This is a genomic window from Micromonospora sp. NPDC005087, from assembly GCF_042872965.1.
Taxonomy (GTDB): Bacteria; Actinomycetota; Actinomycetes; order Mycobacteriales; family Micromonosporaceae; genus Micromonospora.
The window spans coordinates 159,809-185,071 of record NZ_JBIALB010000007.1; the positions used below are offsets into that span (position 1 = coordinate 159,809).

23 protein-coding genes are annotated in these 25,263 nt (G+C 72.9%); 5 read left to right on the forward strand and 18 right to left on the reverse strand.

Annotation, left to right across the window (positions count from 1 at the left end; all coding sequences use genetic code 11):
- Positions 1–173: 173 nt before the first annotated feature.
- The 4 genes from yajC to ruvC form a co-directional block, all read right to left on the reverse strand.
- Complete coding sequence (gene yajC / locus ACFYPS_RS18480; RefSeq protein ID WP_354964201.1) at positions 174–530, reverse strand: preprotein translocase subunit YajC; 357 nt, start codon at positions 528–530, stop codon at positions 174–176.
- Positions 531–652: 122 nt separating this feature from the next.
- The gene (ruvB, locus tag ACFYPS_RS18485; RefSeq protein ID WP_354964200.1) at positions 653–1,720 is read right to left on the reverse strand and encodes a Holliday junction branch migration DNA helicase RuvB; all 1,068 of its coding nucleotides are present in this window, start codon (positions 1,718–1,720) and stop codon (positions 653–655) included.
- Positions 1,717–2,319 (reverse strand): Holliday junction branch migration protein RuvA, encoded by a 603-nt coding sequence (ruvA, locus tag ACFYPS_RS18490; RefSeq protein WP_354964199.1) that lies wholly within the window; start codon positions 2,317–2,319, stop codon positions 1,717–1,719. The genes ruvB and ruvA overlap by 4 nt, the downstream gene beginning before the upstream one ends.
- On the reverse strand, positions 2,316–2,843 hold the full coding sequence (ruvC, locus tag ACFYPS_RS18495; RefSeq protein WP_354964198.1) for a crossover junction endodeoxyribonuclease RuvC: 528 nt from the start codon (positions 2,841–2,843) through the stop codon (positions 2,316–2,318). Before ruvC ends, ruvA begins: the two co-directional genes overlap by 4 nt.
- Positions 2,844–3,114: 271 nt before the next feature.
- On the opposite strand from ruvC, the gene ACFYPS_RS18500 reads away from it, so the two are divergent.
- Positions 3,115–3,897 (forward strand): 3-hydroxybutyrate dehydrogenase, encoded by a 783-nt coding sequence (locus ACFYPS_RS18500; RefSeq protein ID WP_354964197.1) that lies wholly within the window; start codon positions 3,115–3,117, stop codon positions 3,895–3,897.
- 14 nt (positions 3,898–3,911) lie between these two features.
- The gene (locus tag ACFYPS_RS18505; RefSeq protein WP_354964196.1) at positions 3,912–5,831 is read left to right on the forward strand and encodes a helix-turn-helix domain-containing protein; all 1,920 of its coding nucleotides are present in this window, start codon (positions 3,912–3,914) and stop codon (positions 5,829–5,831) included.
- Between the two features lie 18 nt (positions 5,832–5,849).
- Here the strand turns inward: ACFYPS_RS18505 and ACFYPS_RS18510 are convergent, their stop codons facing one another.
- The 8 genes from ACFYPS_RS18510 to ACFYPS_RS18545 all read right to left on the reverse strand — a co-directional run bounded on the left by ACFYPS_RS18510 (position 5,850) and on the right by ACFYPS_RS18545 (position 13,741).
- Positions 5,850–6,458 carry a TetR/AcrR family transcriptional regulator gene (locus ACFYPS_RS18510; protein WP_354964195.1) on the reverse strand — a complete coding sequence of 203 codons (609 nt, stop codon included), beginning with the start codon at positions 6,456–6,458 and terminating at the stop codon, positions 5,850–5,852.
- Positions 6,459–6,469: 11 nt separating this feature from the next.
- A complete protein-coding gene (locus ACFYPS_RS18515; protein ID WP_354964194.1) occupies positions 6,470–8,038 on the reverse strand; it encodes a DHA2 family efflux MFS transporter permease subunit in 1,569 nt (522 codons plus the stop codon).
- Positions 8,039–8,381: 343 nt separating this feature from the next.
- Positions 8,382–9,014 (reverse strand): transcriptional regulator, encoded by a 633-nt coding sequence (locus ACFYPS_RS18520; RefSeq protein WP_354964193.1) that lies wholly within the window; start codon positions 9,012–9,014, stop codon positions 8,382–8,384.
- Between the two features lie 78 nt (positions 9,015–9,092).
- The gene (locus ACFYPS_RS18525) at positions 9,093–10,106 is read right to left on the reverse strand and encodes a branched-chain amino acid ABC transporter permease (RefSeq protein WP_354964192.1); all 1,014 of its coding nucleotides are present in this window, start codon (positions 10,104–10,106) and stop codon (positions 9,093–9,095) included.
- Positions 10,103–10,984 carry a branched-chain amino acid ABC transporter permease gene (locus ACFYPS_RS18530; protein ID WP_121654462.1) on the reverse strand — a complete coding sequence of 294 codons (882 nt, stop codon included), beginning with the start codon at positions 10,982–10,984 and terminating at the stop codon, positions 10,103–10,105. The genes ACFYPS_RS18525 and ACFYPS_RS18530 overlap by 4 nt, the downstream gene beginning before the upstream one ends.
- Before the next feature lie 12 nt (positions 10,985–10,996).
- Entirely contained in the window at positions 10,997–12,247 is a 1,251-nt protein-coding gene (locus ACFYPS_RS18535; RefSeq protein WP_354964191.1) for an ABC transporter substrate-binding protein, read from the reverse strand.
- A gap of 53 nt (positions 12,248–12,300) precedes the next feature.
- On the reverse strand, positions 12,301–12,993 hold the full coding sequence (locus ACFYPS_RS18540; RefSeq protein WP_354964190.1) for an ABC transporter ATP-binding protein: 693 nt from the start codon (positions 12,991–12,993) through the stop codon (positions 12,301–12,303).
- Complete coding sequence (locus ACFYPS_RS18545; RefSeq protein WP_354964189.1) at positions 12,980–13,741, reverse strand: ABC transporter ATP-binding protein; 762 nt, start codon at positions 13,739–13,741, stop codon at positions 12,980–12,982. Before ACFYPS_RS18545 ends, ACFYPS_RS18540 begins: the two co-directional genes overlap by 14 nt.
- A 223-nt stretch (positions 13,742–13,964) precedes the next feature.
- On the opposite strand from ACFYPS_RS18545, the gene ACFYPS_RS18550 reads away from it, so the two are divergent.
- On the forward strand, positions 13,965–14,822 hold the full coding sequence (locus ACFYPS_RS18550; RefSeq protein WP_354964188.1) for an SPFH domain-containing protein: 858 nt from the start codon (positions 13,965–13,967) through the stop codon (positions 14,820–14,822).
- Between the two features lie 48 nt (positions 14,823–14,870).
- Here ACFYPS_RS18550 and ACFYPS_RS18555 read toward each other — a convergent pair whose 3' ends face one another.
- Positions 14,871–16,070 carry an FAD-dependent monooxygenase gene (locus tag ACFYPS_RS18555; RefSeq protein WP_387325716.1) on the reverse strand — a complete coding sequence of 400 codons (1,200 nt, stop codon included), beginning with the start codon at positions 16,068–16,070 and terminating at the stop codon, positions 14,871–14,873.
- 186 nt (positions 16,071–16,256) lie between these two features.
- Here ACFYPS_RS18555 and ACFYPS_RS18560 point away from each other — a divergent pair, with 186 nt between their 5' ends.
- The gene (locus tag ACFYPS_RS18560) at positions 16,257–17,213 is read left to right on the forward strand and encodes a TetR/AcrR family transcriptional regulator C-terminal domain-containing protein (RefSeq protein ID WP_354964186.1); all 957 of its coding nucleotides are present in this window, start codon (positions 16,257–16,259) and stop codon (positions 17,211–17,213) included.
- Here ACFYPS_RS18560 and ACFYPS_RS18565 read toward each other — a convergent pair.
- Genes ACFYPS_RS18565 through ACFYPS_RS18575 form a run of 3 tightly spaced genes read right to left on the reverse strand, consistent with a single transcriptional unit; the run spans position 17,197 to position 20,485 of the window.
- The gene (locus ACFYPS_RS18565; RefSeq protein ID WP_354964185.1) at positions 17,197–18,309 is read right to left on the reverse strand and encodes a zinc-binding dehydrogenase; all 1,113 of its coding nucleotides are present in this window, start codon (positions 18,307–18,309) and stop codon (positions 17,197–17,199) included. The two genes, ACFYPS_RS18560 and ACFYPS_RS18565, sit on opposite strands and share 17 nt — an antisense overlap.
- Entirely contained in the window at positions 18,306–19,763 is a 1,458-nt protein-coding gene (locus tag ACFYPS_RS18570; RefSeq protein ID WP_387325719.1) for an aldehyde dehydrogenase family protein, read from the reverse strand. The genes ACFYPS_RS18565 and ACFYPS_RS18570 overlap by 4 nt, the downstream gene beginning before the upstream one ends.
- A 56-nt stretch (positions 19,764–19,819) precedes the next feature.
- Positions 19,820–20,485, reverse strand: a complete 666-nt coding sequence (locus ACFYPS_RS18575; protein WP_354964183.1) for a TetR/AcrR family transcriptional regulator — start codon at positions 20,483–20,485, stop codon at positions 19,820–19,822.
- Positions 20,486–20,583: 98 nt separating this feature from the next.
- Here ACFYPS_RS18575 and ACFYPS_RS18580 point away from each other — a divergent pair, with 98 nt between their 5' ends.
- Complete coding sequence (locus tag ACFYPS_RS18580; RefSeq protein WP_387325722.1) at positions 20,584–21,756, forward strand: acyl-CoA dehydrogenase family protein; 1,173 nt, start codon at positions 20,584–20,586, stop codon at positions 21,754–21,756.
- A 21-nt stretch (positions 21,757–21,777) separates the two neighbouring features.
- Here ACFYPS_RS18580 and ACFYPS_RS18585 read toward each other — a convergent pair whose 3' ends face one another.
- Together ACFYPS_RS18585 and ACFYPS_RS18590 are read right to left on the reverse strand one after the other, a co-directional pair.
- On the reverse strand, positions 21,778–22,815 hold the full coding sequence (locus tag ACFYPS_RS18585) for an aminotransferase class V-fold PLP-dependent enzyme (RefSeq protein ID WP_354964181.1): 1,038 nt from the start codon (positions 22,813–22,815) through the stop codon (positions 21,778–21,780).
- A gap of 194 nt (positions 22,816–23,009) precedes the next feature.
- Positions 23,010–25,196, reverse strand: a complete 2,187-nt coding sequence (locus ACFYPS_RS18590; protein WP_387325725.1) for an FUSC family protein — start codon at positions 25,194–25,196, stop codon at positions 23,010–23,012.
- Positions 25,197–25,263: the final 67 nt, after the last annotated feature.

A 25,263-nucleotide genomic window follows, 5' to 3' on the forward strand; every position in this document is an offset into this window, starting at 1 on the left:
CACGGTGGCCGTACGCGCCGGCGCGGGACGCCGACGGTCACGGGAACGTGCCGACGCCCGGCGTCGACCCAACTATCCAGTTTTCACGTCACGTCCGCTGCCCCGTCGGGCGCGGCGGCCCGAGGGCCGTGGGCCGGCCGTACGCCGGACCCGCCACCCCCGGGAGGGAGGGGTCACTCCTTGACGGTGTCCGCGTCCTCGGTGGCCGGCTCGCTCGGCAGCTCCGCGCGGGTGACCACCCGGGCGATGGCCGGCCGGGCGTACCGGGTCTGCACGCCCGGGGCGACCTCCAGCAGGACGCTGTCGTCCTCGATGCCGGTGACCGTGCCGTAGAGCCCGCCGATGGTCACGACCTCGTCGCCGGGGCCGAGGTTGGACTGCATCGACGCCGCCTCGCGGCGGCGCTTCTGCTGGGGACGGATCATCATGAAGTACATGACACCGAAGAGCAGGGCGATCATCAGGATCGGCGTGAAGCTGCCGGCCCCGCCACCCGCTGCTGCGTAATGCACGGTTACTGACCTTCCCATTGGCCACCTGCCCGGCACACGGGGTGCCGGAGCGGAGGCGGATTCTCACGTCCTGTACAGACCGCGGCGAAGTCTAATCCCTGCACCTGAGAACACCGAATGCGGTGCAGATCACGTTCACATCACGGCTGTTCGGCGTCCAACGAGAACAGATCGGGCGCCGGTGGGACATCCACCCCAAATGTACCATTCGGTGGTGTTCGGCCCAGATGCCGCCAGGCGGCCTCGGTCGCCACCCGGCCGCGCGGGGTACGGGCCAGCAGGCCGGCGCGGACCAGGAACGGCTCGCAGACCTCCTCGACCGTGTCCGGCTGCTCCCCCACCGCCACGGCGAGCGTGGACAGCCCCACCGGGCCGCCCCGGAACGAGTCGACCAGCGCGGTCAGCACCGCCCGGTCCAGCCGGTCCAGGCCGAGCGCGTCCACGTCGTACACGGTCAGCGCGGCCCGGGCCGTGCCCAGGTTGACCACGCCCTCGGCCCGCACCTCCGCGTAGTCGCGGACCCGGCGCAGCAGCCGGTTGGCGATCCGCGGGGTGCCCCGGGACCGGCCGGCGATCTCGGCCGCGCCCTCGGCGGTGATCGGCACACCGAGGATCCGCGCCGAGCGGTGCAGCAGGGTCTCCAGGTCCTTCGGGGCGTAGAAGTCCAGGTGCGCGACGAAACCGAACCGGTCCCGCATCGGCCCGGTCAACAGGCCCGACCGCGTGGTCGCCCCGACCAGCGTGAACGGCTCGACGTCCAGCGGGATGGCGGTGGCGCCCGGCCCCTTGCCGACAACCACGTCGACCCGGAAGTCCTCCATCGCGCTGTAGAGCAGCTCCTCGGCTGGCCGCGCGATCCGGTGGATCTCGTCGATGAACAGCACGTCACCCTCGGCGAGGCTGGTCAGGATGGCCGCCAGGTCGCCCGAGCGCTCGATCGCCGGGCCGCTGGTCACCCGGATGCCCGAGCCCAGCTCGGCGGCGACGATGTTGGCCAGGCTGGTCTTGCCGAGGCCGGGCGGGCCGGAAAGCAGGATGTGGTCCGGCGGGGAGCCCCGCCGCATGGCGCCCTGCAACAACAGGTCGAGCTGATCGCGGACCCGGTCCTGAGCGATGAACTCGGCCAGCCGCTTGGGCCGTACGGTGGCCTCCGCGTCCCGCTCCGCGTCGGTGACGTACGCCGAGACGAGCCCTTCGGTCTCACTCATCGGGTACGACCCAGCAGGCGGATGGCCTGCCTGAGCAGGACCGGCACGGGCGGGGTCTCGCCGTCGACGGTCTCCGCCACCGCGGCCACCGCCTGGTCGGCCTGCCCCGCCGTCCAGCCCAGCCCGACCAGCGCCTGGCGGACCTGATCGGGCCAGGCGCCGCCGGTCACCCCGCCCACGCCGTCGGCGCCGATCGACACCGGGCCGATCCGGTCGCGCAGCTCCAGCACCAGTCGCTCGGCGCCCTTCTTGCCGATCCCGGGCACCCGGGTCAGCGCGGCGGTGTCGGCGTTGGCGATCGCCTTGCGCACCGCGTCCGGGGTGTGCACGGCCAGCACCGCCTGGGCCAGCCTCGGGCCGACGCCGCTCGCGGTCTGGAGCAGCTCGAACAGCGCCTTGGCATCGTCGTCGGCGAAGCCGTAGAGGGTCAGCGAATCCTCCCGGACCACCAGGCTGGTGGCGAGCCGGGCACTCTGGCCGACCCGCAACTCGGCGATAATCCCGGGGGCGCAGTGCACGGCCAGGCCGACCCCGCCGACCTCGATCACGGCCTGGTCCGGACCCGTCGCGGTCACCGTGCCGCGCACGCTGGCGATCATCCCGCTCCTCCTCGTCGTGCCCGGTCGGCCGCCGCGGCCAGCTTGGAGCGGGTCCCGCCGCGCCACACGTGGCAGATGGCCAGGGCGAGCGCGTCGGCGGCGTCGGCCGGCTTCGGCGGCTCGGCCAGCCGCAGCAGTCGGGTCACCATGGCGGTCATCTGCGCCTTGTCGGCCTGACCGGAGCCGGTCACCGCCGCCTTCACCTCGCTCGGGGTGTACGTCTGCACCGGCAGCCCGGCGCGCGCCCCGGCCAGCACGGCGATGCCGCTGGCCTGCGCGGTGCCCATGACCGTGCGGACGTTGTGCTGGCTGAACACCCGCTCGACGGCGACGCTGTCCGGTTGATGCTCGGCCACCAACTCGGTCAGCGACCGGTCCAGGTGCAGCAGCCGCAGCGGCAGGTCGTCGGCCGGGTCGGTGTAGACCACGTAGTAGGCGATCAGGGTGCAGGGCCGGCCGGGCACGCCCTCGACCACGCCCACCCCGCACCGGGTCAACCCCGGGTCAACCCCGAGAACCCGCACGCCGCCCCCCTCCACCCGTCAGCAGTACGTGTGTTCGACACCCTACTGCCCCACCCCCAAGGGCACGGAAGAGACACGCCCGCCCCTGTCGATCATGGAGGTGTGGTGGGTCACGAAGGCCGCGAAAGCCCGCTGATCGGGCACCAGGACTCCATGATCGACGAGAGCGGCCGGGAGACCCGCCGTGCGCGGGGGGCCACACAGACTTGGTGTGGGATATGTGTTGTCGGAACATGTGCGCGGGGCCACACAGCTCGTAACTTCTTGCGCCATGACGGCAGAACCCGTGGCGGTCCCCCACGTCGTACACGTCGACCTCGCTGGTCGGACCGCCCTGGTCACCGGGGGTGGCAGCGGCATCGGGCGAGCCTGCGCCCTGCGGCTGGGCGCGGCCGGCGCCAAGGTGCTCGTGGTGGACCGCAACCTGGACGCGGCCAAGGCGGTCGCCGCCGAGGTCGGTGGCCGCGCCGAGGGCGTGGACCTGGCCGACGCCGCCGCGGTGGACCGGCTCGACGTGGACGTGGACATCGTGGTGAACAACGCCGGGCTCCAGCACGTGGCGCCCGTGCAGGACTTCCCCGTCGAGCGCTTCGAGTACATCCAGCGGGTGATGGTCGAGGCGCCGTTCCTGCTGATCCGCCGCGCGCTACCGCACATGTACGCGCGTGGCTGGGGCCGGATCGTCAACATCTCCTCCGTGCACGGGCTGCGAGCGTCGCCGTACAAGGCGGCCTACGTCTCGGCGAAGCACGCGCTGGAGGGATTGTCGAAGGTGGTGGCGCTGGAGGGTGCCGCGCACGGCGTGACCGCCAACTGCATCAACCCGGCGTACGTGCGCACCGCCCTGGTGGAGAGCCAGATCGCCGACCAGGCGGCCAGCCACGGCATCCCGGAGGCCGAGGTGATCGAGAAGATCATGTTGGCCCGGGCCGCGATCAAGCGGCTGATCGAACCGGAGGAGGTGGCGGAGCTGCTGGCGTACCTCTGCTCACCGCCGGCGGCGTTCATCACCGGCGCGTCGATCGCGCTCGACGGGGGCTGGACGGCCAACTAGTGGGCCCGAGCACAATGTCGACCATGTCGTCGCCGGTGGAGTTCCTGGAACTGCTCGCCCGTGAGGCCGCGGCGGTCGAGTTCGAGGGACCGCTGGTGGCCGCGCGGGCCGCCGGGCTGCCCGCCGACCGGCTGGCCGAGCTGGAGCAGGCGAAGACGGTGGCGCTGCGGGTCCGCGCGCTGCTGGAGCGCCGGCGCCGCCGGGAGACCGAGCTGTCCGGCCTGTACGACACGGTCAGCGACCTGGCCGGGCTGCGCGACCTGGACGACGTGCTGCGGGCGATCGTGCACCGGGCCCGCAACCTGCTCGGCGCCGACGTGGCCTACATGACGCTCAACGACGACGAGCACGGCGACACCTACATGCGGGTGACCGACGGTTCGGTCTCGGCCCGCTTCCAGCGACTGCGGCTGCCGATGGGCGCCGGCCTCGGCGGACTGGTGGCCCAGTCCGGCGCGCCGTACGTCACCGCCAACTACGGCGAGGACGAGCGCTTCCACCACACCGGGGAGATCGACGCCGGGGTCGGCGAGGAGGGCCTGGTGGCGATCCTCGGGGTGCCCCTGCGGCTCGGCTCCACCTCGATCGGGGTGCTGTACTCGGCGAACCGCTCGGCCCGGCCGTTCGCCCGGGAGGAGGTGGCGCTGCTGGTCTCCCTCGCCGCGCACGCCGCCGTGGCGATCGACACCGCTCGGCTGCTCGCCGAGACCCGCTCGGCGCTGGCGGAGCTGTCGGCGGCGAACACCACCATCCGGGCGCACAGCAGCTCGGTGGAGCGGGCCGCGGCGGCGCACGACCGGATGACCGCGCTGGTGCTGCGCGGCGGCGGGGTGGAGGACGTGGCGGCCGCGGTGACCGAGGTGCTGGACGGGGCGCTGCTGGCACTGGACGCCGAGGGGCGGCTGCTGGCCCGGGTCGGTGAGATCGAGGAGCCGGATCGCGCGGACATCGTCGAGGCGGTGGCCGCGTCCCGGACGGAGGGGCGCAGCGTGCGCCGGGGCCCGCTCTGGTACGCGGCGGTGGTGGCGGGCGCGGAGAACCTCGGCGCCCTGGTGCTGCGCCCGGACGACGAGCTGGTCGACGCCGACCAGCGGATTCTGGAGCGGGCCGCGCTGGTGACCGCTCTGCTGCTGTTGTTCCGGCGCACCGTGGCGGAGGCGGAGGGGCGGGTCCGCGGTGAGCTGCTGGATGATCTGATCGCCCGGCCGCTGCGGGACACCGACGCGCTGCGCAGTCGGGCCCGCCGCCTCGGGGTCGATTTGGACGCCCCGCACGTGCTGGTGGCGGTGGGCGACGACGCGATCGCGGCTACCGGCTCAGCCCGGCAGCGGGTGCTCTCCTGGGCCACGACGTACGCCTCGGCGCGGGGCGGGCTGGCGGCGGCGCGCGACGGTCGGGTGGTGCTGATGCTGCCCGGGCGGGACGCCGGTGGCAGCGCCCGTGCGGTGGCCCGGGACCTGTCCCGGGTGACCGGTCGGCCGGTGACCGCCGGGGCGAGCGGCCCGTCGGCCGGGCCGGCGACCCTCGCGGGCGCGTTCCACGAGGCGGATCGCTGCCTCACCGCCCTGGGCGCGTTGGGTCGCTCCGGTCAGGGGGCGAGCACGGCGGAGCTGGGCTTCGTCGGGCTGCTGTTGGGCACGGTCGGTGACCGGGGCGAGAAGGACGTGGCCCAGTTCCTCACCGCCACCGTCGGGCCGGTGCTCGACTACGACGCCCGGCGGGGCACGGCGCTGGTGAAGACGCTGGAGGCGTACTTCGGGGTGGGCGGCAGCCTGGCCCGGGCCGCCGAGCAGCTGCACGTGCACGTCAACACGGTGACCCAGCGGTTGGAGCGGGTCGGTCAGCTGCTCGGCGCCGACTGGCAGCGGCCCGAGCGGGCGCTGGAGGTGCAGTTGGCGCTGCGCCTGCACCGGCTGCGCACCCCGGCCGGCTGACCACCGGCCGGGTACGGGTCAGCGGGCGCGGATGCCCTCCAGCACCGCGTCGACGACCGGCTCCGGCAGGGCCCGCTCGTCCAGCTCCGGGTTCCAGCGCAGCACCCGTTGGATCAGCATCGGCCCGGTGAGGAGCGCCATGGTCACCTCCAGGTCGATGTCCGGCCGGAGCAGACCCTCGCTGATACCCCGCCGCAACACCTCGCGCATCAGCTGCCGGCGCGGGGCGATGATGTTCTGGTAGAGCTGGAACTGGTCGGGGCTGCGATTCACCGCGGGCACCAGGCAGGGCATGATCTTCGCCGCTCGCGGGTCGACGTTCTTCCCGATCGCGCCGACGAGCAGCACCAGGTCGTCCCGGACGGAGTGCCCCTCGGGCTGCGGCAGGATGCCCTTGAGCCGGCGCAGCGCGTCCAGCAGCAACGCGTCCTTGCCGGCCCAGCGGCGGTAGATGGTGGCCTTGCCGACCCCGGCGCGGGCGGCGATCGCCTCGATCGAGAGCGCCTCGATGGTGCTGCCCTCGGCGAGCAGGTCGAGGGTGGCCTCGATGATCGCCTCATCGGCGCGGAGGCTCCGCGGTCGCCCGGGCGACCGCGGAGCATCGGCAGTGGACGTCATGTCGGACATTGTCCCCGAACCTAGGCTGTCCCGGCCAACTCGGGCTCGGCGACCGGCGCCGCCGGCGCGTCCGCCACGGCCTCCCGGCCGGGCATCCAGCGCAGCACCACCACGATCCCGAGCGCGGCGACCACCGCGGAGAGCGCCGCCGCCCAGTGCATGGCGGTGACGAAGGCGTCGTTGGCCGCCGAGATCAGCGCCGGCCCCGCGGGCCCGAGCTGCCCGGCCGCCGCGTACGCCCCGGAGATCGACTCGTTCGCCGCGTCACGGGCCTGCGCGGGCAGGCCGGTCAGCGCGCCGTCCACGTCGGCCCGGTAGACCGCGGAGAGCACCGAGCCGAGAACCGCCACGCCGAGCGCGCCGGCCACCTGGCGGACGGTGTTGCTCACCGCGGAGCCCACGCCGGCCTTCTCCCGGGGCAGCGCCGACATGATCGACTCGGTGGCCGGCGGCATGATGTTGGCCATTCCGACGCCCTGGAAGAAGAAGACGACCAGCACGATCCAGATCGGGGTGGACGCGTCGACGAAGGCGAACGCGGCGAGCGCCGCCGTGGTCAGCGCCAGCCCGACGGTGGCGACCGCCCGGCCGCCGTAGCGGCGGACCATGGCGGCGCTGCGCGGCGCGAAGATCAGCTGGGCGCCGGCGAAGGGCAGGAAGAGCAGACCGGTCTGCAGCGGGCTGTAGTCGCGTACCAGTTGCAGGTAGAACGAGCTGAAGAACATCACGCCCATCGCGGCGAAGAACACCAGGCCGACGATGGCCACCGGCGCGGCGAACCGGGGCAGGCGGAACAGCCGGACGTCCAGCGACGGGTGGTCGCTGCGCCGCTCGTGCTCCACGAACCAGGCGAGCACCGCCAGGCCGACGACGATCGAACCCCAGGCCACCGGGCGGCCGAAGCCGTGCTCGCCGCCGTCGATGATGCCGTAGGAGAGGGCGACCAGGCCGACCACGGAGAGCAGGACGCCGAGCAGGTCGACCCGGCCCGGGCGCGGGTCGCGCGACTCGGGCACCAGCAGGGCGACCAGGATGACGCCGGCGACCACAACCGGCACGTTGATCAGGAAGACCGAGCCCCACCAGAAGTGCTCCAGCAGCGCGCCGCCGAGGATCGGACCGATCGCCACCGCGAGCCCGACCGCGCCGGCCCAGACGCCGATCGCCCGGCCACGCTCGCGCGGGTCGAAGACGTTGGAGATGATCGACAGCGTCACCGGCATGATGGCCGCGCCGCCGACCCCCATCAGGGCGCGGGCCGCGATCAGCTGTGCCGGGTCCTGGGCGTACGCGGAGAGCAGCGACGCCAGGCCGAACAGCGCCAGCCCGATCATCAGGAAGCGCTTGCGGCCGGCGCGGTCACCGAGCACCCCGAAGGTGAACAGCAGCCCGGCGAAGACCAGCGTGTAGGAGTTGATGGACCACTCCAGCTCGCCCTGGCTGGCGCCGAGGCCGTGCACCGGGTCGGCCAGGGTGCGTAGGGCGACGTTGAGGATCGTGTTGTCGAGGACGACGACGAGGAGGCTGATCACCAGCACCCCCAGGATCGCCCACCTCCTCGGATGTCCGGTGTTCTCGTGCAGCTCCATGCCCGGTTCTCCCCCCGGTTTCACCGGCCGCGCAATACGATACGGGCCAGACTCGTAACTCCGGTCAGAGTACTGGCGGCATTAACGATACGGAACCGATCCGTATCGTATGTGGCCGGCGTCACGTCGTCCCGGTCCCGGTCCCGGTCTGACCCGTGGGGCACCCCCCCCGCCGCCTTTGCTCTGCTTCAACCCGCGCAACGGTTTCGGGCGGTGAGTGTTGCGTCGGTTGAAGCAGAGCAAAGGCGGACCCGGCACCGGTCGCCCTCGCGCCGGCCACCCCGCGGGGGCCGGCCACCCCGCGGGGGCCGGCCACACCGCGGGGGCCGGTTAGCCGCCGAGGTCAGCATGGTCGCGGGGCGGCCAGGCAGGCGGCGACGGCGGCGGGCAGCGTACGCAGGCGCGTCGCCGGCGCGGCGAGCGGCTCGATCCAACCGGGCCCGGCGCCGTACACCCGCAGCAGCGGGAAATCCCGGGCGAAGCGCACGAGGCGGTACGCGCGGCCGGTGACCGGCGTCTGCGACCAGAGCACGACGATGCTCGGGCGGGCCCGGTACACGGCGCTGGTCAGTGCGGTCCACGGCAGGGCGGGGCCGAGGTGCAGGCAGCCGCGACCGTGCTCGCGCAGCGCGGCGGCGAGCGCGTGCAGGCCGAGGCAGTGCGCCTCCCGCTCGGCCCCGGCGAGCAGCACGCCGCCGGTGGGCAGCGACCGCCCCGGCTCCCGCCGGTACACGTCCAGCCCGACCCGCACGCCCGCACAGAGGGCGTGCTCGACGGCGATCTCGGCGGCGGTACGCCCCGGCAGCCGGGCCAGCAGCGGCTGGCAGACCTGCTGCCAGAGCGCCGGTACACCCCACTCCCCGGCCAGCTCCAGCAACAACGTGGCGACCCGGTTGCCGTCCAGGTCCTCGGCCGCCAGCGTGACCCGCTTGTGCGCGGTCTCCACGGCCTCCGCCGGCATCGGATCGGTCAGCACCAGACGTACCCCCGGGTAGGTGTTCGCTACCCTGGGGTACGCCACGAGGGCGCGCGGCGGATGCGCCGGCGCGGAGATCTACCGGCGGCGCGCCATCAGCCGGCGGGCCAGCGCGGCGGCGCTGCCCCAGATGCCGCGCCGGAACAGCACCACGACGAGGACGAAGATGCCCCCGGTGACCAGGCCGATCGCCTCAAACCCGGAGAACGACAGCCAGTCCTCCAGACGGACCACGATCCCGGCGCCCAGCACCCCGCCCCAGAGGGTGCCGATCCCGCCGAGCACCACCACGATGACCGCCTTGCCGGAGGTGGTCCAGTGCAGCACGTCCAGCGAGACGAACCGGTGGCCCACCGCGAACAGTCCGCCGCCGAGGCCGGCGATGAACCCGGAGAGCACGAACGCGGTGAGCTTGTAGCGGTGCACCGGATAGCCCAGCGCCCGCGCGCGGGCCGGATTGTCGCGGATGCCGACCAGCACCCGACCGAACGGCGAGTGCACGATCCGCCAGGCCGCGGCCAGCCCGAGCAGCACGATCGGCAGGATCGCGTAATAGAAGTAGTAGTCGTCGGTGAGGTCCCAGCCGAACAGCGCGCGGGGCACCCCCTGGAGGCCGTTCTCGCCCTGCGTCACCGAGCGCCACTCGTTGGCGACGTAGTAGACCATCTGCGCGAAGGCCAGCGTCACCATGGCGAAGTAGATGCCGGTCCGCTTGACCGCCAGGTAGCCGATCGGCACCGCCAGCACGGCCGCGGCCAGCGCCCCGGCCAGCACCGCCAGGGGGAACGGCAGGCCGGCGTGGATCGCCACCAACCCGGTGACGTACGCCGAGGTGCCCCAGAACGCGGCGTGCCCGAACGACATCAGCCCGGTGAAGCCGAGCAGCAGGTCCACCGCGACGGCGAACAACGCCCAGCAGAGGATGTCCACCGCGACCGCCGGATAGAGGCCGTTGGGCAGCCACGCAGCGACGGCCAGCCCGACGGCGAGCAGCGCGTACCGCACCCAGCCGGGGGCACGGGCCACGGTGACCAGCCCGGACGGCGGCGCCGCCCGGGGCGCGTCGGCCGGAGTGTCCACGGTGCTGGTCATGCCGGCGCCTCCTCACGGCCGAACAGGCCGGCCGGGCGCCAGAGCAGCACCGCGGCCATCACGATGAAGACGATCGTCTGGGACACGATCGGGAAGTTCGACAGGTACGCCTCGCCCCACGCCTGGACCAGGCCGATGCCGAAGCCGGCGGCGACCGACCCGAAGATGGACCCCAGCCCACCGATCACCACGACCGCGAAGACCACGATGATCAGGTCGGCGCCCATCAGCGGGTTGACCGCGCGCATCGGCGCGGCCAGCACACCGGCCAGCCCGGCCAGCCCGATGCCGAAGCCGAAGACCGGGGTCACCCAGCGCCCGACGTCGATACCGAACGCGCGGGTCAGGTCGGGCCGCTCGGTGGACGCGCGGACCACCATGCCGATCCGAGTCCGGGTGAGCACCCACCACACGGCGACGCAGAGCAGCACCGCGAAGCCGAGGATGAACACCCGGTAGGTCGGGAAGTCGAACAGCCCGAAGTTGACCGTCCCGCTCAACAGCGACGGGGTTTCGTACGGGCTGGACTGCACGCCGTAGCGCAGCTTCACCAGGTCCTGCAGGATCAGCGTCAGGCCGAAGGTGAGCAGGAAGTTGTAGAGCGGGTCGAGTCGGGTCAGGCGGTGGATCACCGCCCGCTCCAGGGCCATGCCCAGCAGACCCAGCCCCACCGGCATGATCACCAGGGCCGCCCAGAACGGCACGCCCGCCTCGGTGAGCAGCACGTACGCGCCGAACGCGCCGAGCATGTAGAACGCGCCGTGGGCGAAGTTGACCACCCGCAGCATGCCGAAGATGACCGCGAGCCCGAGGGCGAGCAGGGCGTAGAACGCCCCGCTCACCAACCCGTTGAACGTGTTCTGCGCGAATCCGCTCACAGCGTCACACGCTCACAGCTTGCAGTCCGCCGACGGCGCGCGGAACGCCTCCGCGGCGGGGATCGTCTTGAGCACCTTGACGTAGTCCCACGGCTCGGTCACCTCGGACTGCGGCTTCACCTGGGCCAGGTACGCGTCGTGCACCACCCGGTGGTCCTCGGCGCGGATCTTGCCGTTGCGCAGGAAGACGTCCTCGACCGTCTTGCCCTCCAGACCCTTGACGACGGCGTCCGCGTCGTCGGTGCCGGCCGCCTGCACCGCCTCCAGGTACTGCAGGGCGGCGGAGTAGTTGGCCGCGTGCGCGAACGTCGGCCGGGTGCCGGACTTCTGCTGGAACCGGTCGGCGAACTCCCGGTTCTTCGCGTCGAAGTTCCAGTACCAGGCGTCGGTGTACGTGGTGCCGGCCAGCGCGGCCGGCGTCAGCGAGTGGATGTCGGTGAGGAACATCAGCCCCACCGCCAGGCCGACGCCCTTGTCGCGCAGCTTGAACTCGTTGTACTGCTTCACCACGTTGACCAGTTCCGCGCCGGCCTGCATGGTGCCCAGCACGTCCGGCTTCGGGTTCAGGTTCGGCGCCTTGAGCAGGAAGGTGGAGAAGTCGCCGCTGGTGTTCGGGAACGGCGCGCCGTCCTTGCCGACGACCTTCCCGCCGGCCGCGGTGATCGCGGTGGAGAAGCTCTTCTCCATGTCCTGACCGAAGGCGTAGTTCGGGTACAGGATGTACCAGTTCTTGCCGATCTGCTCGGTCGTGGTCTTCCCGGTGCCGTTGGCCAGCATGTACGTGTCGTAGGCGTAGTGGAAGGTGTACTTGTTGCAGCTCTTGCCGGTCAGGTCGGTGGTCGCCGCCCCGATGTTGAAGTAGAGCTTCTTCTTCTCCTTCGCCACGTCGGCGACCTTCAGCGCCGCCGACGAGGTGGGCACGTCCAGGATCAGGTCGACGCCCTTGCGGTCGTACATCTCCTGGGCCTTGGAGTTGGCCACGTCCGGCTTGTTCTGGTGGTCGGCGGTCTCCACGGTGATGTCCTTGGTCACCGCCTTGTCGCCGTACTTGGCGGTGAAGTCGGCGATGGCCATCTCCACCGCCGTGACCGAGTTCTTCCCGGACAACTCCGAGTACGCCCCGGACTGGTCGTTGAGCACGCCCAGCACGATCTTGTCGCCGGTCAGCTTCTGGTCGCCGCCCGACTGGGGTCCACCGCCGCCGCAACCGGCGACCAGCACCACCGCGGCCGACGCCGCAGCCACACCCACCGTCCTCCGCATGCCCACTCCATCCATTCCGCGCCTCATCGCGCGGGTCGTCGTTGAGAGAAAAATCAGATTCCGAGGTACGCCAGCAGCTCGCGTTCCCGCGAGCGCACCTCGGAGTTGTCCATCGCCTCGGCGACGCGTCCCTCGGCCAGCAGGTAGTGCCGGTCGGCGACGCCGGTGGCGAAGTGCAGGTTCTGTTCGACCAGCAGCACGGTCACCCCGTGCCGTTTGGCTTCCCGCAGCAGGTCACCGACCTGCTGCACCAACAGTGGAGAGAGCCCCTCGGTGGGCTCGTCGCAGAGCAGCAGCCGGGCGCCCATCCGCAGCACCCGGGCCAGCGCGAGCATCTGCTGCTCGCCGCCGGAGAGCATGGTGGCCGCGGAGTCACGCCGGGTGTAGAGGGCGGGGAACGCCTCGTACACCCGCTCCAGCGACCACGGGTCCGGGCCGGCCCGGGGCGGCAGGGTGAGGTTCTCGGTCACGGTCAGCGTGGCGTAGCTGCCCCGGTCGTCGGGCACCCAGCCCAGCCCGAGCCAGGCCCGCCGGTGCGCCGGCAGCTTCCCGACGTCCCGCCCGTCCAGCTCGACCGTGCCGCGCTGGCCGGAGTGCAGCCCCATCACGCAGCGCAGCAGGGTGGACTTGCCGGCGCCGTTGCGCCCGACGAGGGTGACCACCTCGCCGGCGGCGACGTCCAGGCTGACGTCCCGCAGCACCTGCGCCTCGCCGTACCAGGCGGACAGGTTCTCAATGCGCAGCATCAGCGGCTCCCAGGTAGGCGGTGATCACACGCTCGTCCGCGCGGACCTGCTCGTACGGGCCCTCGACGAGGACCTTGCCGGCCTGGAGCACGGTGACGGTGTCGGCGAGCCGGCCGACCACGCTCATGTTGTGCTCGACCATCACCACGGTCCGGCCCTGGCGGACCCGGCCGATCAGCTCGACGGTGCGGTCGACGTCTTCGAGGCCCATCCCGGCGGTCGGCTCGTCGAGCAGCAGCACCTTCGGGTCCAGCGCCAGGGCGATGGCCAGTTCCAGGGCGCGCTTGCGGCCGTACGCCAGCGCCTCGGAGGGGGCGTCCGCCAACTCGGCCAACCCCACCATGGCCAGCAGTTCGTCGGCGCGCCCGGTGTAGCGGCCCATCAGCTTCGCGGACCGCCAGAACCGCCAGCCCAACCCGCTGGACGACTGCAGCGCCAGCGCGACGTGCTCACGTGCGGACAACTGCGGGAAGAGGCTGGTGATCTGGAACGAGCGGGCCACGCCGAGCCGGGCGACCTGCTCCGGGGGCAGCCCGGTGACGTCCCGCCCGGCCAGCTCGATCCGCCCGCCGCTGGGCCGCAGGAAGCCGGTGAGCAGGTTGAACAGGGTGGTCTTGCCGGCGCCGTTGGGGCCGACCAGCGCGTGCACACTCTCCGGCGCGACGTCGAGATCGACGTCGTCGACCGCCCGGAAGCCCCGGAAGTCTCGGGTCAGCCCACGGGCCGACAGGAGCGCTTGCCCGGCCATCGCCTCATCCTCCGCAGGGTCGCGGCGACGTCCGATCGGTGACCGTGGTCACAGGGCCGTCGCGTGGAGGAAACCTACGGCCGGTCCTGCGAGTCGAGCCATGTCGATGGCATCCATATTCGGCCGGCAGGAGACGTGCTGAAACCCCACTCCCCGACGTCACCAACTTGACCGAGCCCCCTAGGTTGATGATCCACACAGCCCAGCGAAAGGCCCCCGACCCATGCCTGTCGGCTTCACCATGGCGATCGTCTTCGCCGTCGCCCTGGCGGTCTGCGCCGTCCTGGCGCTCGTCGCCCCGAGAACCGCCGTGAAGCGGACGGCCGCCCTCGCGGCGCTCGGCTGCCTCGCCCTCACGCTGCTGATCGGCGTCGCCTCCAGCGCCCACTCCGTACCGATCCGCTCGGTCGGCATCGTCACCAGCTTCGGCAAGCCCACCGGTGAGGTGACCGGCTCGGGCCTGAAGTGGGTGGCGCCCTGGCAGAAGGTCGGCGAGTGGGACGCGGGCCGGCAGAAGTACGACCACATCGGCGGCAACAACTGCGTACGGGTCCGCACCGGCACGCTCGCCGACGCCTGCGTCGAGGTGCTCATCGAGTGGCAGGTCAAGCCGGAGAACGCGCCGAAGCAGTTCATGGACTACAAGGGGGACTTCACCAGCTTCCGTGGCCAGAGGGTGGGCGTGCAGCTCGACAGCGCGGTCAACGACGCGTTCGCGGCGTACAACCCGCTGGAGAAGATCGACGCCCAGACCGGCGACCTGAACGTCGACCTGAAGCCCTTCGCGGCGAACATCAAGACCAGCGCGGAGACCCGGCTCGCCGCCGACGTCGACATCCTCTCGGTGACCATCACCCGGGTGAACCACGACGAGAAGACCGAGGGCAACATCAAGGCGTTCCAGGACAAGCTGGCCCAGACCCGCAACCTGGAGCAGGACCGCAAGAACGCCGAGATCTCCAAGCAGATCACCGAGACCAACGCGAAGGTCGACAAGGTGACCCGCTGCCTGGAGATCGCCGAGAAGAACGGGGCCAACCCGGGACTCTGCATCAACCCGGGCATCGTCACCGGCAAGTGACCGGGACCGGCCCACCCGCTCCGGGTGGGCCGGGTCACCCGGCGATCGTCACGCGGCGACGGCGTACTCCGGCAGGGTCAACCCGTCGGCCCGGCTGAAGACGAGCCTGGTCGTGAGCGCCCGCAACGGGCGGGAGGTCATCGCCCGCATGGACGCGTCGCGCAGCCGGATCGCGGTCCGTGTCGCCGGCAGGAAGCCGGAGACGCCTCCGCCTGGTAGATCCTGGCCGCGCGCCACGTGCGCCCGCAGCGTCTCCTCGTAGCGGCGGTACGCGATCACGTGGTCACCCCGGGCCGCCGCCAGCTCACCGGCGAGCACGTACGCCCCGACCAGGGACAGGCTGGTTCCCTGCCCGGTCAGCGGGGACGGGCACCAGGCGGCGTCGCCGAGCAGCGCCACCCGCCCGGTGCTCCAGGTGTCCATCCGCACCTGCCCGTAGGAGTCGAAATAGAAGTCGGGGGCGTCGGGCATCGCGGCCAGCAGTTCCCCGGTCCGCCAGCCGACGTCGGCGAAGCGCTCGGTGAGGAGTCGCTGCTGGGCGTTCCGGTCCCGGCGGTCCAGGTCGAGCGGTGGGGAGACGAAGCTGAACAGCGCGCTGGTCGTGCCGTGCCGGGTCGGACGGGTGCCCACCACCCGACCGCCCGGAGCGTTGTGCAGCTCGAACCAGCCCGTCTCGTTCCGGTACGGGGTCGTGAAGTAGGCCAGGTAGGCCCCGAGCGGCCGGACGTACGCCGACTCGGGGCCGAAGGCCAGAGCCCGGGTACGCGAGTGCGAGCCGTCCGCCCCGACGACCAGGCCCACGGTCCGCGGGGCGGATCGCGCGAAGGTGAGCCGCACCCCGTCCCCGGTCTGGGTGAGTGTCTCAATCGAGTCGTCGAAGATGTACTCCACGTCGGCGCGGGTCTCCTCGTACAGCAGACGGGCCAGGTCGCCGCGCTCGATCTCGATGTCGGCGACGATGCCCTCGCCGCCGAAGGCGTGCACCGGCATCCGGTAACGCGTCCGACCCCGCGCGTCGACGCCCGCCATGCCCTGCTCCCGGACGCACTCGGCCCGGATCCGGGCGGTGAGCCCCATCCGGTCGACGACCTCCCGGGCGGTCCCCCGCACGTCCACCGCCTGCCCGCCGGGGCGGAGCCCGGTCGCCCGCTCCACGACGGTGACGGCGAAGCCGTTCCGGCGCAGCCAGAAGGCCAGCGCGGGGCCGGCCACACCGGCGCCGGAGATGAGTACGGTCCTGTCGTCCATCGCACCGCTCCTGAGATCGAGCTTTACACCGTCAACCCAGCCGTCACCGCGGCTCGGACGGGAGGTCGTCCCGCGCAGCGAACGGTAGTTACACAGGGATCCATGCGCTCGGCCCGACCTAGTACGCTGCGCCAGGGAGAGCCGCCGGGCGCGGCACGTACTAGTACGCTGCACCGGAGGTGCGCCATGACCGGTTCCGAGCCGCCGTACCGGCTGATCGCCGCGGAGATCCGCCGCCGGGTCGACCTCGGGGAGCTGCGTCCGGGCGATCGGGTGCCGTCGGCCCGGCAGCTCACCCGCGAGCACGGGGTGGCCATCGCCACCGCCACCAAGGTCCTCGCACTGCTGCGCGACGAGGGTCTGGTGCTGACCCGACCGGGCGCGGGCACGGTGGTGGCCCCGGCCCGCGCGGCGGTGCCGCAGGTGCGCCGGAGCGGTGCCGGCGCGGAGCCGAACCTGACCCGGGAGCGGCTGATCCGGGCCGCGATCGCCTGGGCCGACGCGGACGGCCTGGCTGCCGTGTCGATGCGGCAGATCGCCGCCGAGCTGGGCGTGTCCACGATGTCGCTCTACCGGCACGTGCGCGGCCGGGACGAGCTGATCCTGACCATGGCCGACACGGTTCTGGCCAACGCGCCGCTGCCGGCCGTTCCGCCGGCCGGGTGGCGGGCCCAGCTGGAGCTGCTGGGCCGAGCGCAGTGGGCGACCTACCGGCGGCACCGCTGGCTGCCGCACGCCATCTCGATCGCCCGTCCGCAGGTGCTGCCCCACGCCATGGCGCACACCGAGTGGGGCCTGCGGGCCACCGCCGGCCTGGGCCTCGACCGGCACGTGCGCTGGCACGTCGCCATCGCCCTGTTGGCGTACGTCCGCGGAATCGCGACGAACCTGGAGATGCGGGCGCAGGCGGAGCAGGACACCGGCCTCACCGACGACGAGTGGGTGGACCGTCAGGTGGCCACGTTCCAGCACGCGATCACGAGCCGCGGCTACTCCACGATGGCCGCGCTCACGGACGAGGGCGACCTGGACCTCGACCTGGAGAGCGTCTTCGAGTTCGGCCTGCGGCGGCTCCTCGACGGCTACGCCGCGCTGATCGAGCAGCCGCCGCAGGCCGACCCTCAGCTCAGTCCGGGAAGCTGACCACCCAGCGGGCGCCCTCGCCCCGGGCGAGCCGGTCGAACGCGGCCGGCGCCTCGTCGAGGGTGACCACCCCGCTGACCAGCGGTGCCAGGTCGAGCGTGCCGTCGAGCGCGGCCCGGGCCAGCTCGGGCACCTCCCGATCCGGGTCGGACGAGCCGTACACCGAGGAGCGCAGGGTCCGGGCGGAGTGGAAGATGTCGAGCGCGCCGAGGCTGACGATGTCGTCCTTCGCGCCCATGCCGACCACGGTCACCGCTCCCCCGCGCCGGGTGAGCCGCCAGGCCGCCCGGATGGTGGCGGCGCGGCCGACGCACTCGAAGGCGTGGTCGACGCCCCGGCCCTCGGTGCGTGCCCGTACCTCCTTGGAGAGCCGGTCGTCGGAGAGCAGGAAGTCGGTCGCGCCGGCGGCGAGCGCCAGGTCGCGCTTGGCCTCGGCGATGTCGATGGCGAGGATCGACGTGGCGCCGGCCCGGCGGGCGGCGGTGAGCACGGCGAGCCCGACCCCACCGAGCCCGATCACCGCCACCGACTCGCCGGGAGCCACCCGGGCGGTGTTGCCGACCGCGCCTATGCCGGTGAGCACCGCGCAGCCGAGCAGCGCGGCCTGCTCGGGCGGCAGCCCGCCGGGGATGGCGATGACGGCGCTCTCGGGCACCACCACCGCCTCGGCGAGCGCGCCGAGGCCGAGGGTCAGGTGCAGTCCGGTGCCGTCGTCGGTCTCGCCGCGCGCCACCGTCGGGGCGGTGTTCGCGGCGCAGAGCCACGGCTCGTCGTGCTGACACCACCAGCAGGCCCGGCACGCGGGCGCCCAGTTGAGGGCCACCGGCGTGCCGACCGCCAATCGGGTGTTCGGCCCGGCCTCGGCCACCACCCCGGTCGCCTCGTGCCCGAGCACCAGCGGGAACCTCGCGGCCAGGGTGCCGTTCACCATGGACAGGTCCGAGTGGCAGACGCCGGCCGCGGTGATCGTCACCCGCAGGTCGCCGGGGCCGGGCGCGGGCAGGCGTACCCGCTCGACCCGCAGCTCGGCGCCGGCCCCTCGCGCGACCAGCGCGCGGACGGTGACCGGCCCGGCCGGGGCCGGCTCGGGGCTCATCGCTGGATCGCCTTCAGCTCGCTGAACTCGGCCAGCCCGTGCACACCCAACTCCCGGCCGAGGCCGGACTGTTTGTAACCGCCGAACGGGGCGAGCGGGTTGAACGGCGCTCCGTTGATGTCGACCGCGCCGGTACGCAGCCGCCGGGCCACTGCGAGCGCCGCGTCGGTGTCGGCGGACCACACCGCGCCGGCCAGCCCGTACTTCGAGTTGTTGGCGATGGCCACCGCCTCGTCGGTGTCGGCGAACGGGATGACGGCGAGCACCGGGCCGAAGACCTCCTCCTGGGCGAGCGCGCTGTCCGGGTGCACGTCAGCGAAGACGGTCGGGGCGACGTAGTGTCCCTGGGCCGGCACCGGGGCGTCCGGGCCACCGGCGACCAGCCGGGCCCCGTCGGCGAGAGCCCGGTCGACGTGGCCGCGGACGCGCTCGGCCTGGGCGGCGGAGACCAGCGGGCCGAGCCGGGTCGCCGGGTCGAACGGGTCGCCGAGGCGGTAGCCGGCGACGGCGGCGGCGACCAGGTCGAGGGCCTCGGCGTACCGGTCGCGGTGCACCAGCATCCGGGTCCACGCGGTGCAGGTCTGGCCGGAGTTGATCAGGGCGTTGCCGACGCCGACCTTGACCGCGGCGGCCAGGTCGGCGTCGGGGAGGATCACGTTGGCGGACTTGCCGCCCAGCTCCAGCGCGACCCGGGCGATGCGGTCGGCGGCGAGCCGCATGATCCGGGCGCCGGTGGCGGTGGAGCCGGTGAACGAGACCAGGTCGACGTCGGGGTGCCCGGCGAGCGCCTCGCCGACCACCGGGCCGGTGCCGGGGACCAGGTTGAGCACACCCGGCGGCAGCCCGGCCTCGGTGACCGCGTCGAAGAGCAGGTACGCGGTCAGCGGGGTCAGCTCGCTGGGCTTGAGCACCACCGTGCAGCCGGCGGCCAGCGCGGGTGCCAGCTTCGCCATCACCTGGTGCAGCGGGTAGTTCCACGGGGTGATGGCGCCGACGACGCCGATCGGCTCGCGGACGACGAGGGAGTTGCCGATGCTCTCCTCGATTGGTGGTCGGGCGGCGAGCGCGATGTGGTCGCGCAGCACGATCAGCGGCAGCCCGACGTGCACCCGGGTGGCGAGCTTGAGCGGGGCGCCCAGCTCCACCGCGATGGTGCGGGCGAGGTCGTCGGCGCGCGCGGCGAGCGCGGTGTGCAGCCGGTCGAGGTGAGCGGAGCGCTCGGCGGCGGTGGCGGCCGACCAGCCGGGGAAGGCGGCGCGCGCCGCGGCCACGGCCCGGTCCACATCGGCCGGCGTGCCGGCGGGCACCTGCCCGACCAGCTCGCCGGTGCTCGGGGTCTCCACTGCGATCACCTCGCCGGCGGTGGACTCGGTCCACTGGCCGGCGATGTGCAGGTGGCGCCGGAGGCGCAGGGCGTCGGGCAGCAGCTGCGACGGCGCGGCGGCGAGGTCCATGTCGTCCCTTCGGGGGTGGGCGATGGGCGATGAAACTAGCGCTGGGAGTTTCGACGCTACCCGCTGGACCGGGCGGACTCCACCGGACCGAGGGGGCCGACGGTGCGGGCGTACTCGGCGGCCAGGCCGTGCAGCAGGGCGTCCAGGCCGAGGGCGAACGCGCCCTCGTCCACGCTCTGCTGGTGCTCGGCGAGCCGGTGCGCCTGGCGCAGGTGCGGGTAGTGCGCGGCGTACAGCTCGGGGTCCTCGACGAAGCCGCGGGCGAACGAGCCGAGCGCCGACCCGGCCACGAAGTAGCGCAGCGCGGCGCCGATGTGGGTGGCCCGGGCCGGCGGCCAGCCGGCGCGCACCAGCCCGCCGTAGACCGCGTCCGCCATGGCCAGCGCGGCCGGCCGACGGCCGGGCCCCTGGGCCAGGTACGGCACGATGTTCGGGTGCGCGGTGAGCGCCCGCCGGTACGACCAGGCCCAGTCGCGCAGCGCGGTGACCCAGTCCCGGCTGGCGAAGCCACCGGTGTCCACCGCGGCGGTGACCGCGTCGGCGACCGCGTCCAGGATCTCGTCCTTGGTGGCGAAGTGGTTGTAGAGCGACGGACCACGCACGCCCAGCTCGGCGGCGAGCCGGCGGGTGGAGAACGCCGGCAGGCCCTCGGCGTCGATCACCGCGGTGGCGGTCTCGACGATGAGCTGCCGGGTGAGCCGGGGCTGGCGTGGTCGGGGCACTGCGCTCCTCGCGGGTCTCGGCCGTGGGGTCTGGACGCGGCAAAACTTACACCGCTAGTTTAAGGGTGACCGGCAGCACCGACGCCAGGAGGACCACCGTGGACTTTTCGCTGACCGACGAGGAGCGGGCGGTACGGGACACCGTCCGGTCGTTCATCCGCCGCGAGGTGATGCCGCTGGAGGAGGAGGTGCTCCGCCGGGAACGGGCGCACCAGCCGGGCCTGGACCACTCCGAGGTGCGCGAGCTGCAACTCAAGGCTCGCAAGTTCGGCTTCTGGGGCCTGGCCACCCCGGAGGAGTACGGCGGGATGGACCTGCCGGCGGTGCTCCAGTCGCTGATCTGGACCGAGCTGGGCCACACGTTCGTGCCGTTCCGTTTCGGTGGCGAGGCGGACAACATCCTGTTCCACGCCACCGAGGAGCAGAAGCGGGAGTTCCTCATCCCGACCATCGAGGGCGAGCGGCGCTCCTGCTTCGCGATCACCGAGCCGGGTGCCGGTTCGGACGCGGCGAACATTCGGCTGTCCGCCCGCCGCGACGGCGACGACTGGATCCTGGACGGCGAGAAGACGTTCATCACCGGCGGCAACGACGCCGACTTCGCCATCGTGGTGGCGGTGACCGACCGGGAGAAGGGCGCCCGCAACGGCGGCGCCACCGCGTTCCTGGTGGAGCGGGCGATGGGCTGGCGCTCGGAGTTCATCCAGACCATGGGCGAGGGCGGGCCCGCGTCGCTGATCTTCGACGGCGTACGCGTGCCGCACCGCAACATCCTCGGCGAGGTCGGGCAGGGCTTCACGCTGGGCATGGAGTGGATCGGCAAGGGCCGCTACACCATCCCCTCGCACGCCATCGGCATCGCCGAGCGGGTCCTTCAGATGGCCATCGACCACGCCAACACCCGGGAGACGTTCGGCTCGAAGATCGGCACCAACCAGGCCATCCAGTGGATGATCGCCGACTCGGAGACCGAGCTGGAGGCGGCCCGCTGGCTCGTGTTGAAGTCGGCGTGGACGGTCGACCAGGGCATGGACCCCCGGCACGCCTCGTCGATGGGCAAGCTCTACGGCGCCGGAATGGTCAACCGCGTGGTCGACCGGGTGCTCCAGATCCACGGCGGCATGGGCTACACCCGTGAGCTGCCCATCGAGCGCTGGTACCGGCAGGTCCGGCTCTACCGGATCTTCGAGGGCACCGACGAGATGCAGCGCCTGATCATCTCGCGCGACCTGCTGCGCGGGTACACGAAGATCGGCGGTCACCTGGCCTGAGCGGGGGTGGTGCTGACCAGCTCAGCTGGTCAGCGCCGTCAGGGCGGCGTCCACATCGGCCTCGGTGGAGTAGATGTGGAAGGAGGCCCGGACCCGGCCGGCGCGCACCGCTGCCCGGATGCCGGCCGCCGTCAGGCGCCGCTCCGCGTCGGGCACGTCGACGGTGACGATGGCGCTCTCCCCCGGCGGCCGGCCCAGCCCGGTCAGGAACCGGTTGGCCAGCGCCACGTCGTGTGCCCGGATCGCCGGCACGCCGATCTCGGCGACCAACTCCAGGGCGGGAGCCGCGCCGACCCAGCTGAACCAGGCCGGTGAGATGTCGAACCGGCGGGCGTCGTCGGCGAGCCGCAGCGGCGGTCCGTAGTAGGAGGCGTGCGGGTCGCGGCCCGCGTACCAGCCGGCGGCGTCGGGGCGCAGCCGGTCACGCAACGCCGGTGCCAGATAGGCGTACGCGGTGCCGCGCGGGTTCATCAGCCACTTGTAGCCGCCCACCGCCACCACGTCGGCCCGGCTCGCGTCAAACGGCAGCCAGCCGCACGCCTGGGTGGCGTCCACCACCACCAGCGCGCCGTGCGCGCGGGCCGCGGCCACGATCTCGTCGTACGCCGCGACAGCCCCGTCGGCCGACTGCACCAGGCTGAACGCGACCAGATCGGTGTCGGCGTCGATCGCGTCGACCAGCGACTCCAGCGGCACCGTCCGGACCTTGACCCCGCGATCCTCCTGGACCAGCCAGGGGAACAGGTTCGAGGTGAACTCGACCTCGGGGACCACCACCGTGGCACCGGCCGGCAGCGCCGCCGCGACCGGCGCGAGAATCTGGGACACGGCCGCACCGACCGCCACGTCACCGACCGGCACCCCGATCAGGCCGGCGATCGCGGTACGCGCCCGCTGCACGGAGTCTCCCCAGCCTTCCCACGACGTACGGCCGACCCGCCAGTCGGCCAGGGCCTCCTGCATCGCCGTCCAGGCCGGCTCGGGCGGCAGCCCGTAGGAGGCGGTGTTCAGCCAGCCGGGCTCCGGCTTCCACAACTGCTGTGCCTGCTCGATGTCCACGGGACCGACGCTAGGCGGGACGGCCCGGGTTCGGCACGGCCAATCGGCGGCCGGCGGCCTGCGGCGCATGGACGAGCCACCTGTGCGCCCTGCGCGGCGGGCCGGTCCCTGACGAGCGTGATGACTCTGAGGTATAGATATGACACTGAGGTATAACGCTCACGAACATCCTGCCGCCCCAACGGGCTGAGCCGTCACGGCTTCCCACCTCGGCCGGACACGTCACCGCCGCCCGGCGGGTGGATCCGGGAGAGGCTGTCGGCGAGACCGGCCAGCCAACGGTCGACCTCCACCAGATGCCGGATCGAGGACTGGGAGCCGACCGCACCCAGCAGGGGGCGGATCCGGTCGAGTTCGTCGACGCAGTCAGCCGGCGGGGGCACCGGGCCCGACGGCCGGCCGTGCGCGACCTCGTCGGCGAGGTCGTCGTACTCCGATCGCAGTTGACCTGCGGAGTCCCGTAGTAACGGCGCCACCGCGGGCCAGCCCGCGAGGCAGCCGGGTGGGTTGCGCCGCAGCAACGACTCGGCGGCGGGCACCGCGCGGTGCCCAGCGGCCAGGACGGCGTCCCAGTCCACGCGCCGGCTCGGCGGCTCGGGCCGCTCCGTGTGGTACTGGCAGTAGGACGAGTCGACGAGGACCATGCTCCTGCGGACCCGTTCGAAAGCCTGGTCGGGCCGAGGGCCGCCGAGCACCGCCCGGATGGTCTGGTCGACCGCGTCCGCGCTGGCCTCCAGGTAGCGGGCGGCGTTGCGCCGCAGGTCGCGGCTCGCGCCGCGCGGCCACATGGCGATGCCGGCGACCACGCCGATCACGGCGCCGAGCACGACGTCGACCAGGCGGGCCGCGGCGAGTCGCCATCCTTCGGGGGCGAGCTGGGCGAAGACGAACGTCAGCAGCACGGTGAACAGGGCCTGCTGCCAGACCGGCCCCAGCAGGCGGCCCACGCCGAAGGCCAGCATCAGGGTGAACGGCAACGCGATGGCGTACACGATGGGCTCCTGGACGAGGAGCAGGAGCCCGCCGCTGACGACGACCCCGGCGATCGTGCCGAGCACGGCGGGCCGCAGCGCCGTGCGGGTGTCCGCCGCCGAGGTGCGCAGGACGGTGAGGGTCGCCAGGAGCACCCAGAAGCCGTGGGTGAGCGACAACACCCCGGCGGCCACCCGCGCGACGGCCAGCGCCACGGCCAGCCGCAGCGAGCTGTGCAGGTAGTCGGATCGGGGCGCCAGGTGGAGGCGGAACTGTCGCCAGTACAGCGTCCACGGGCCATGCCGCGCGTACTCGAACTGCCCCGAGACCTCCTCGCCCTCGAGCCGTGACCCGTTGGCCACCCGGGCACCGACGGCGAGAACCCGTACCTGGTCGGCGAGGGCCAGCGCCGTCGCGTCCCGGCACAACCGGGGCACGTCCGGCGCGTGGCGGTCGTCGCCCTCTCCAACGGGGTACGCCCTCTCGGCCCGCCCGATCGCGGCGTCCAGGTCGCCGAGGTCGACCGGCGGTGCACCCGGCGCCAGGCTCCCGCCAGCGGCACGGGTCGTCTCGGCACACGAGCTCAGCAGCCGCGCCGCGGCTAGGTCCGGGATCGGCTCCGGCGGCGCGTCCGCCGCCAACCGGTCCGCCTCGGCGAGCACCTCCCGCAACGCCGCCGCGCAGATTCGCAACGCCCGGTCCCGAGCGCCCGCCGCGGTGGGTGCCCACTCCGGGGGATTGCGGCCCAACGCGAGGCCGGCCACCGCGTCGTACGCCCGCTCGCGCCGTGTGTCCCGACCGCCGTGACCGCCCCGCGGATCGGTCAACAGGGCGGCGGTGGCCTCCAGGAACGCCGCGACGCCACCAGTGGCCTCGACGAGACGCTGCCGGTAGGTGACCGGCACCGGATCGGGCCAGAGGAACACCTCGGCCACCGCGAGCAGCACGACGGCGAGCGTGACCCCCGCCAGCCGCTCCGGCAGGGTGTCCGGCTGGTACGGCGGGAAGGACGCCAGGATGTAGAAGAGCTGGAACGCGCTGGCCAGCCCGACCAGGCGCGGGTTGCCGACCCCGGCGAACGCCACGACGAACCCGATGACCAGCATTCCGCCGGCGGCCGCCCAGGTGCTCCACGCCAGCAGGGTGCCCGCGGCGATCAGGGCCCAGACCGCCGGCAGTGACGTGACGAGGATCCGCGCCCGCTGGGGCGCCGGACCGGGCAGCTGCGCGAACGACCCGGCGGCGACCACGCCGAACAGACCGTACGTGGCGAGCATCGGGCTGCCCGCGCCGTAGCGGCAGGCGTAGAAGACGACGGACGCGACGAGGGTCAGGCGTGCCGCGCGCCGCAGGACGGCATCCCCCGGGTCACGGCTGCGAAGCCGGCCCAGGAGGCTGGTTCCGAGCACGCCGGCTCCCCCGGGTTCGTCGCAGCGCCCTCCCCGGCCCACCATTTTCCATGGAGCCTCCCGGTGG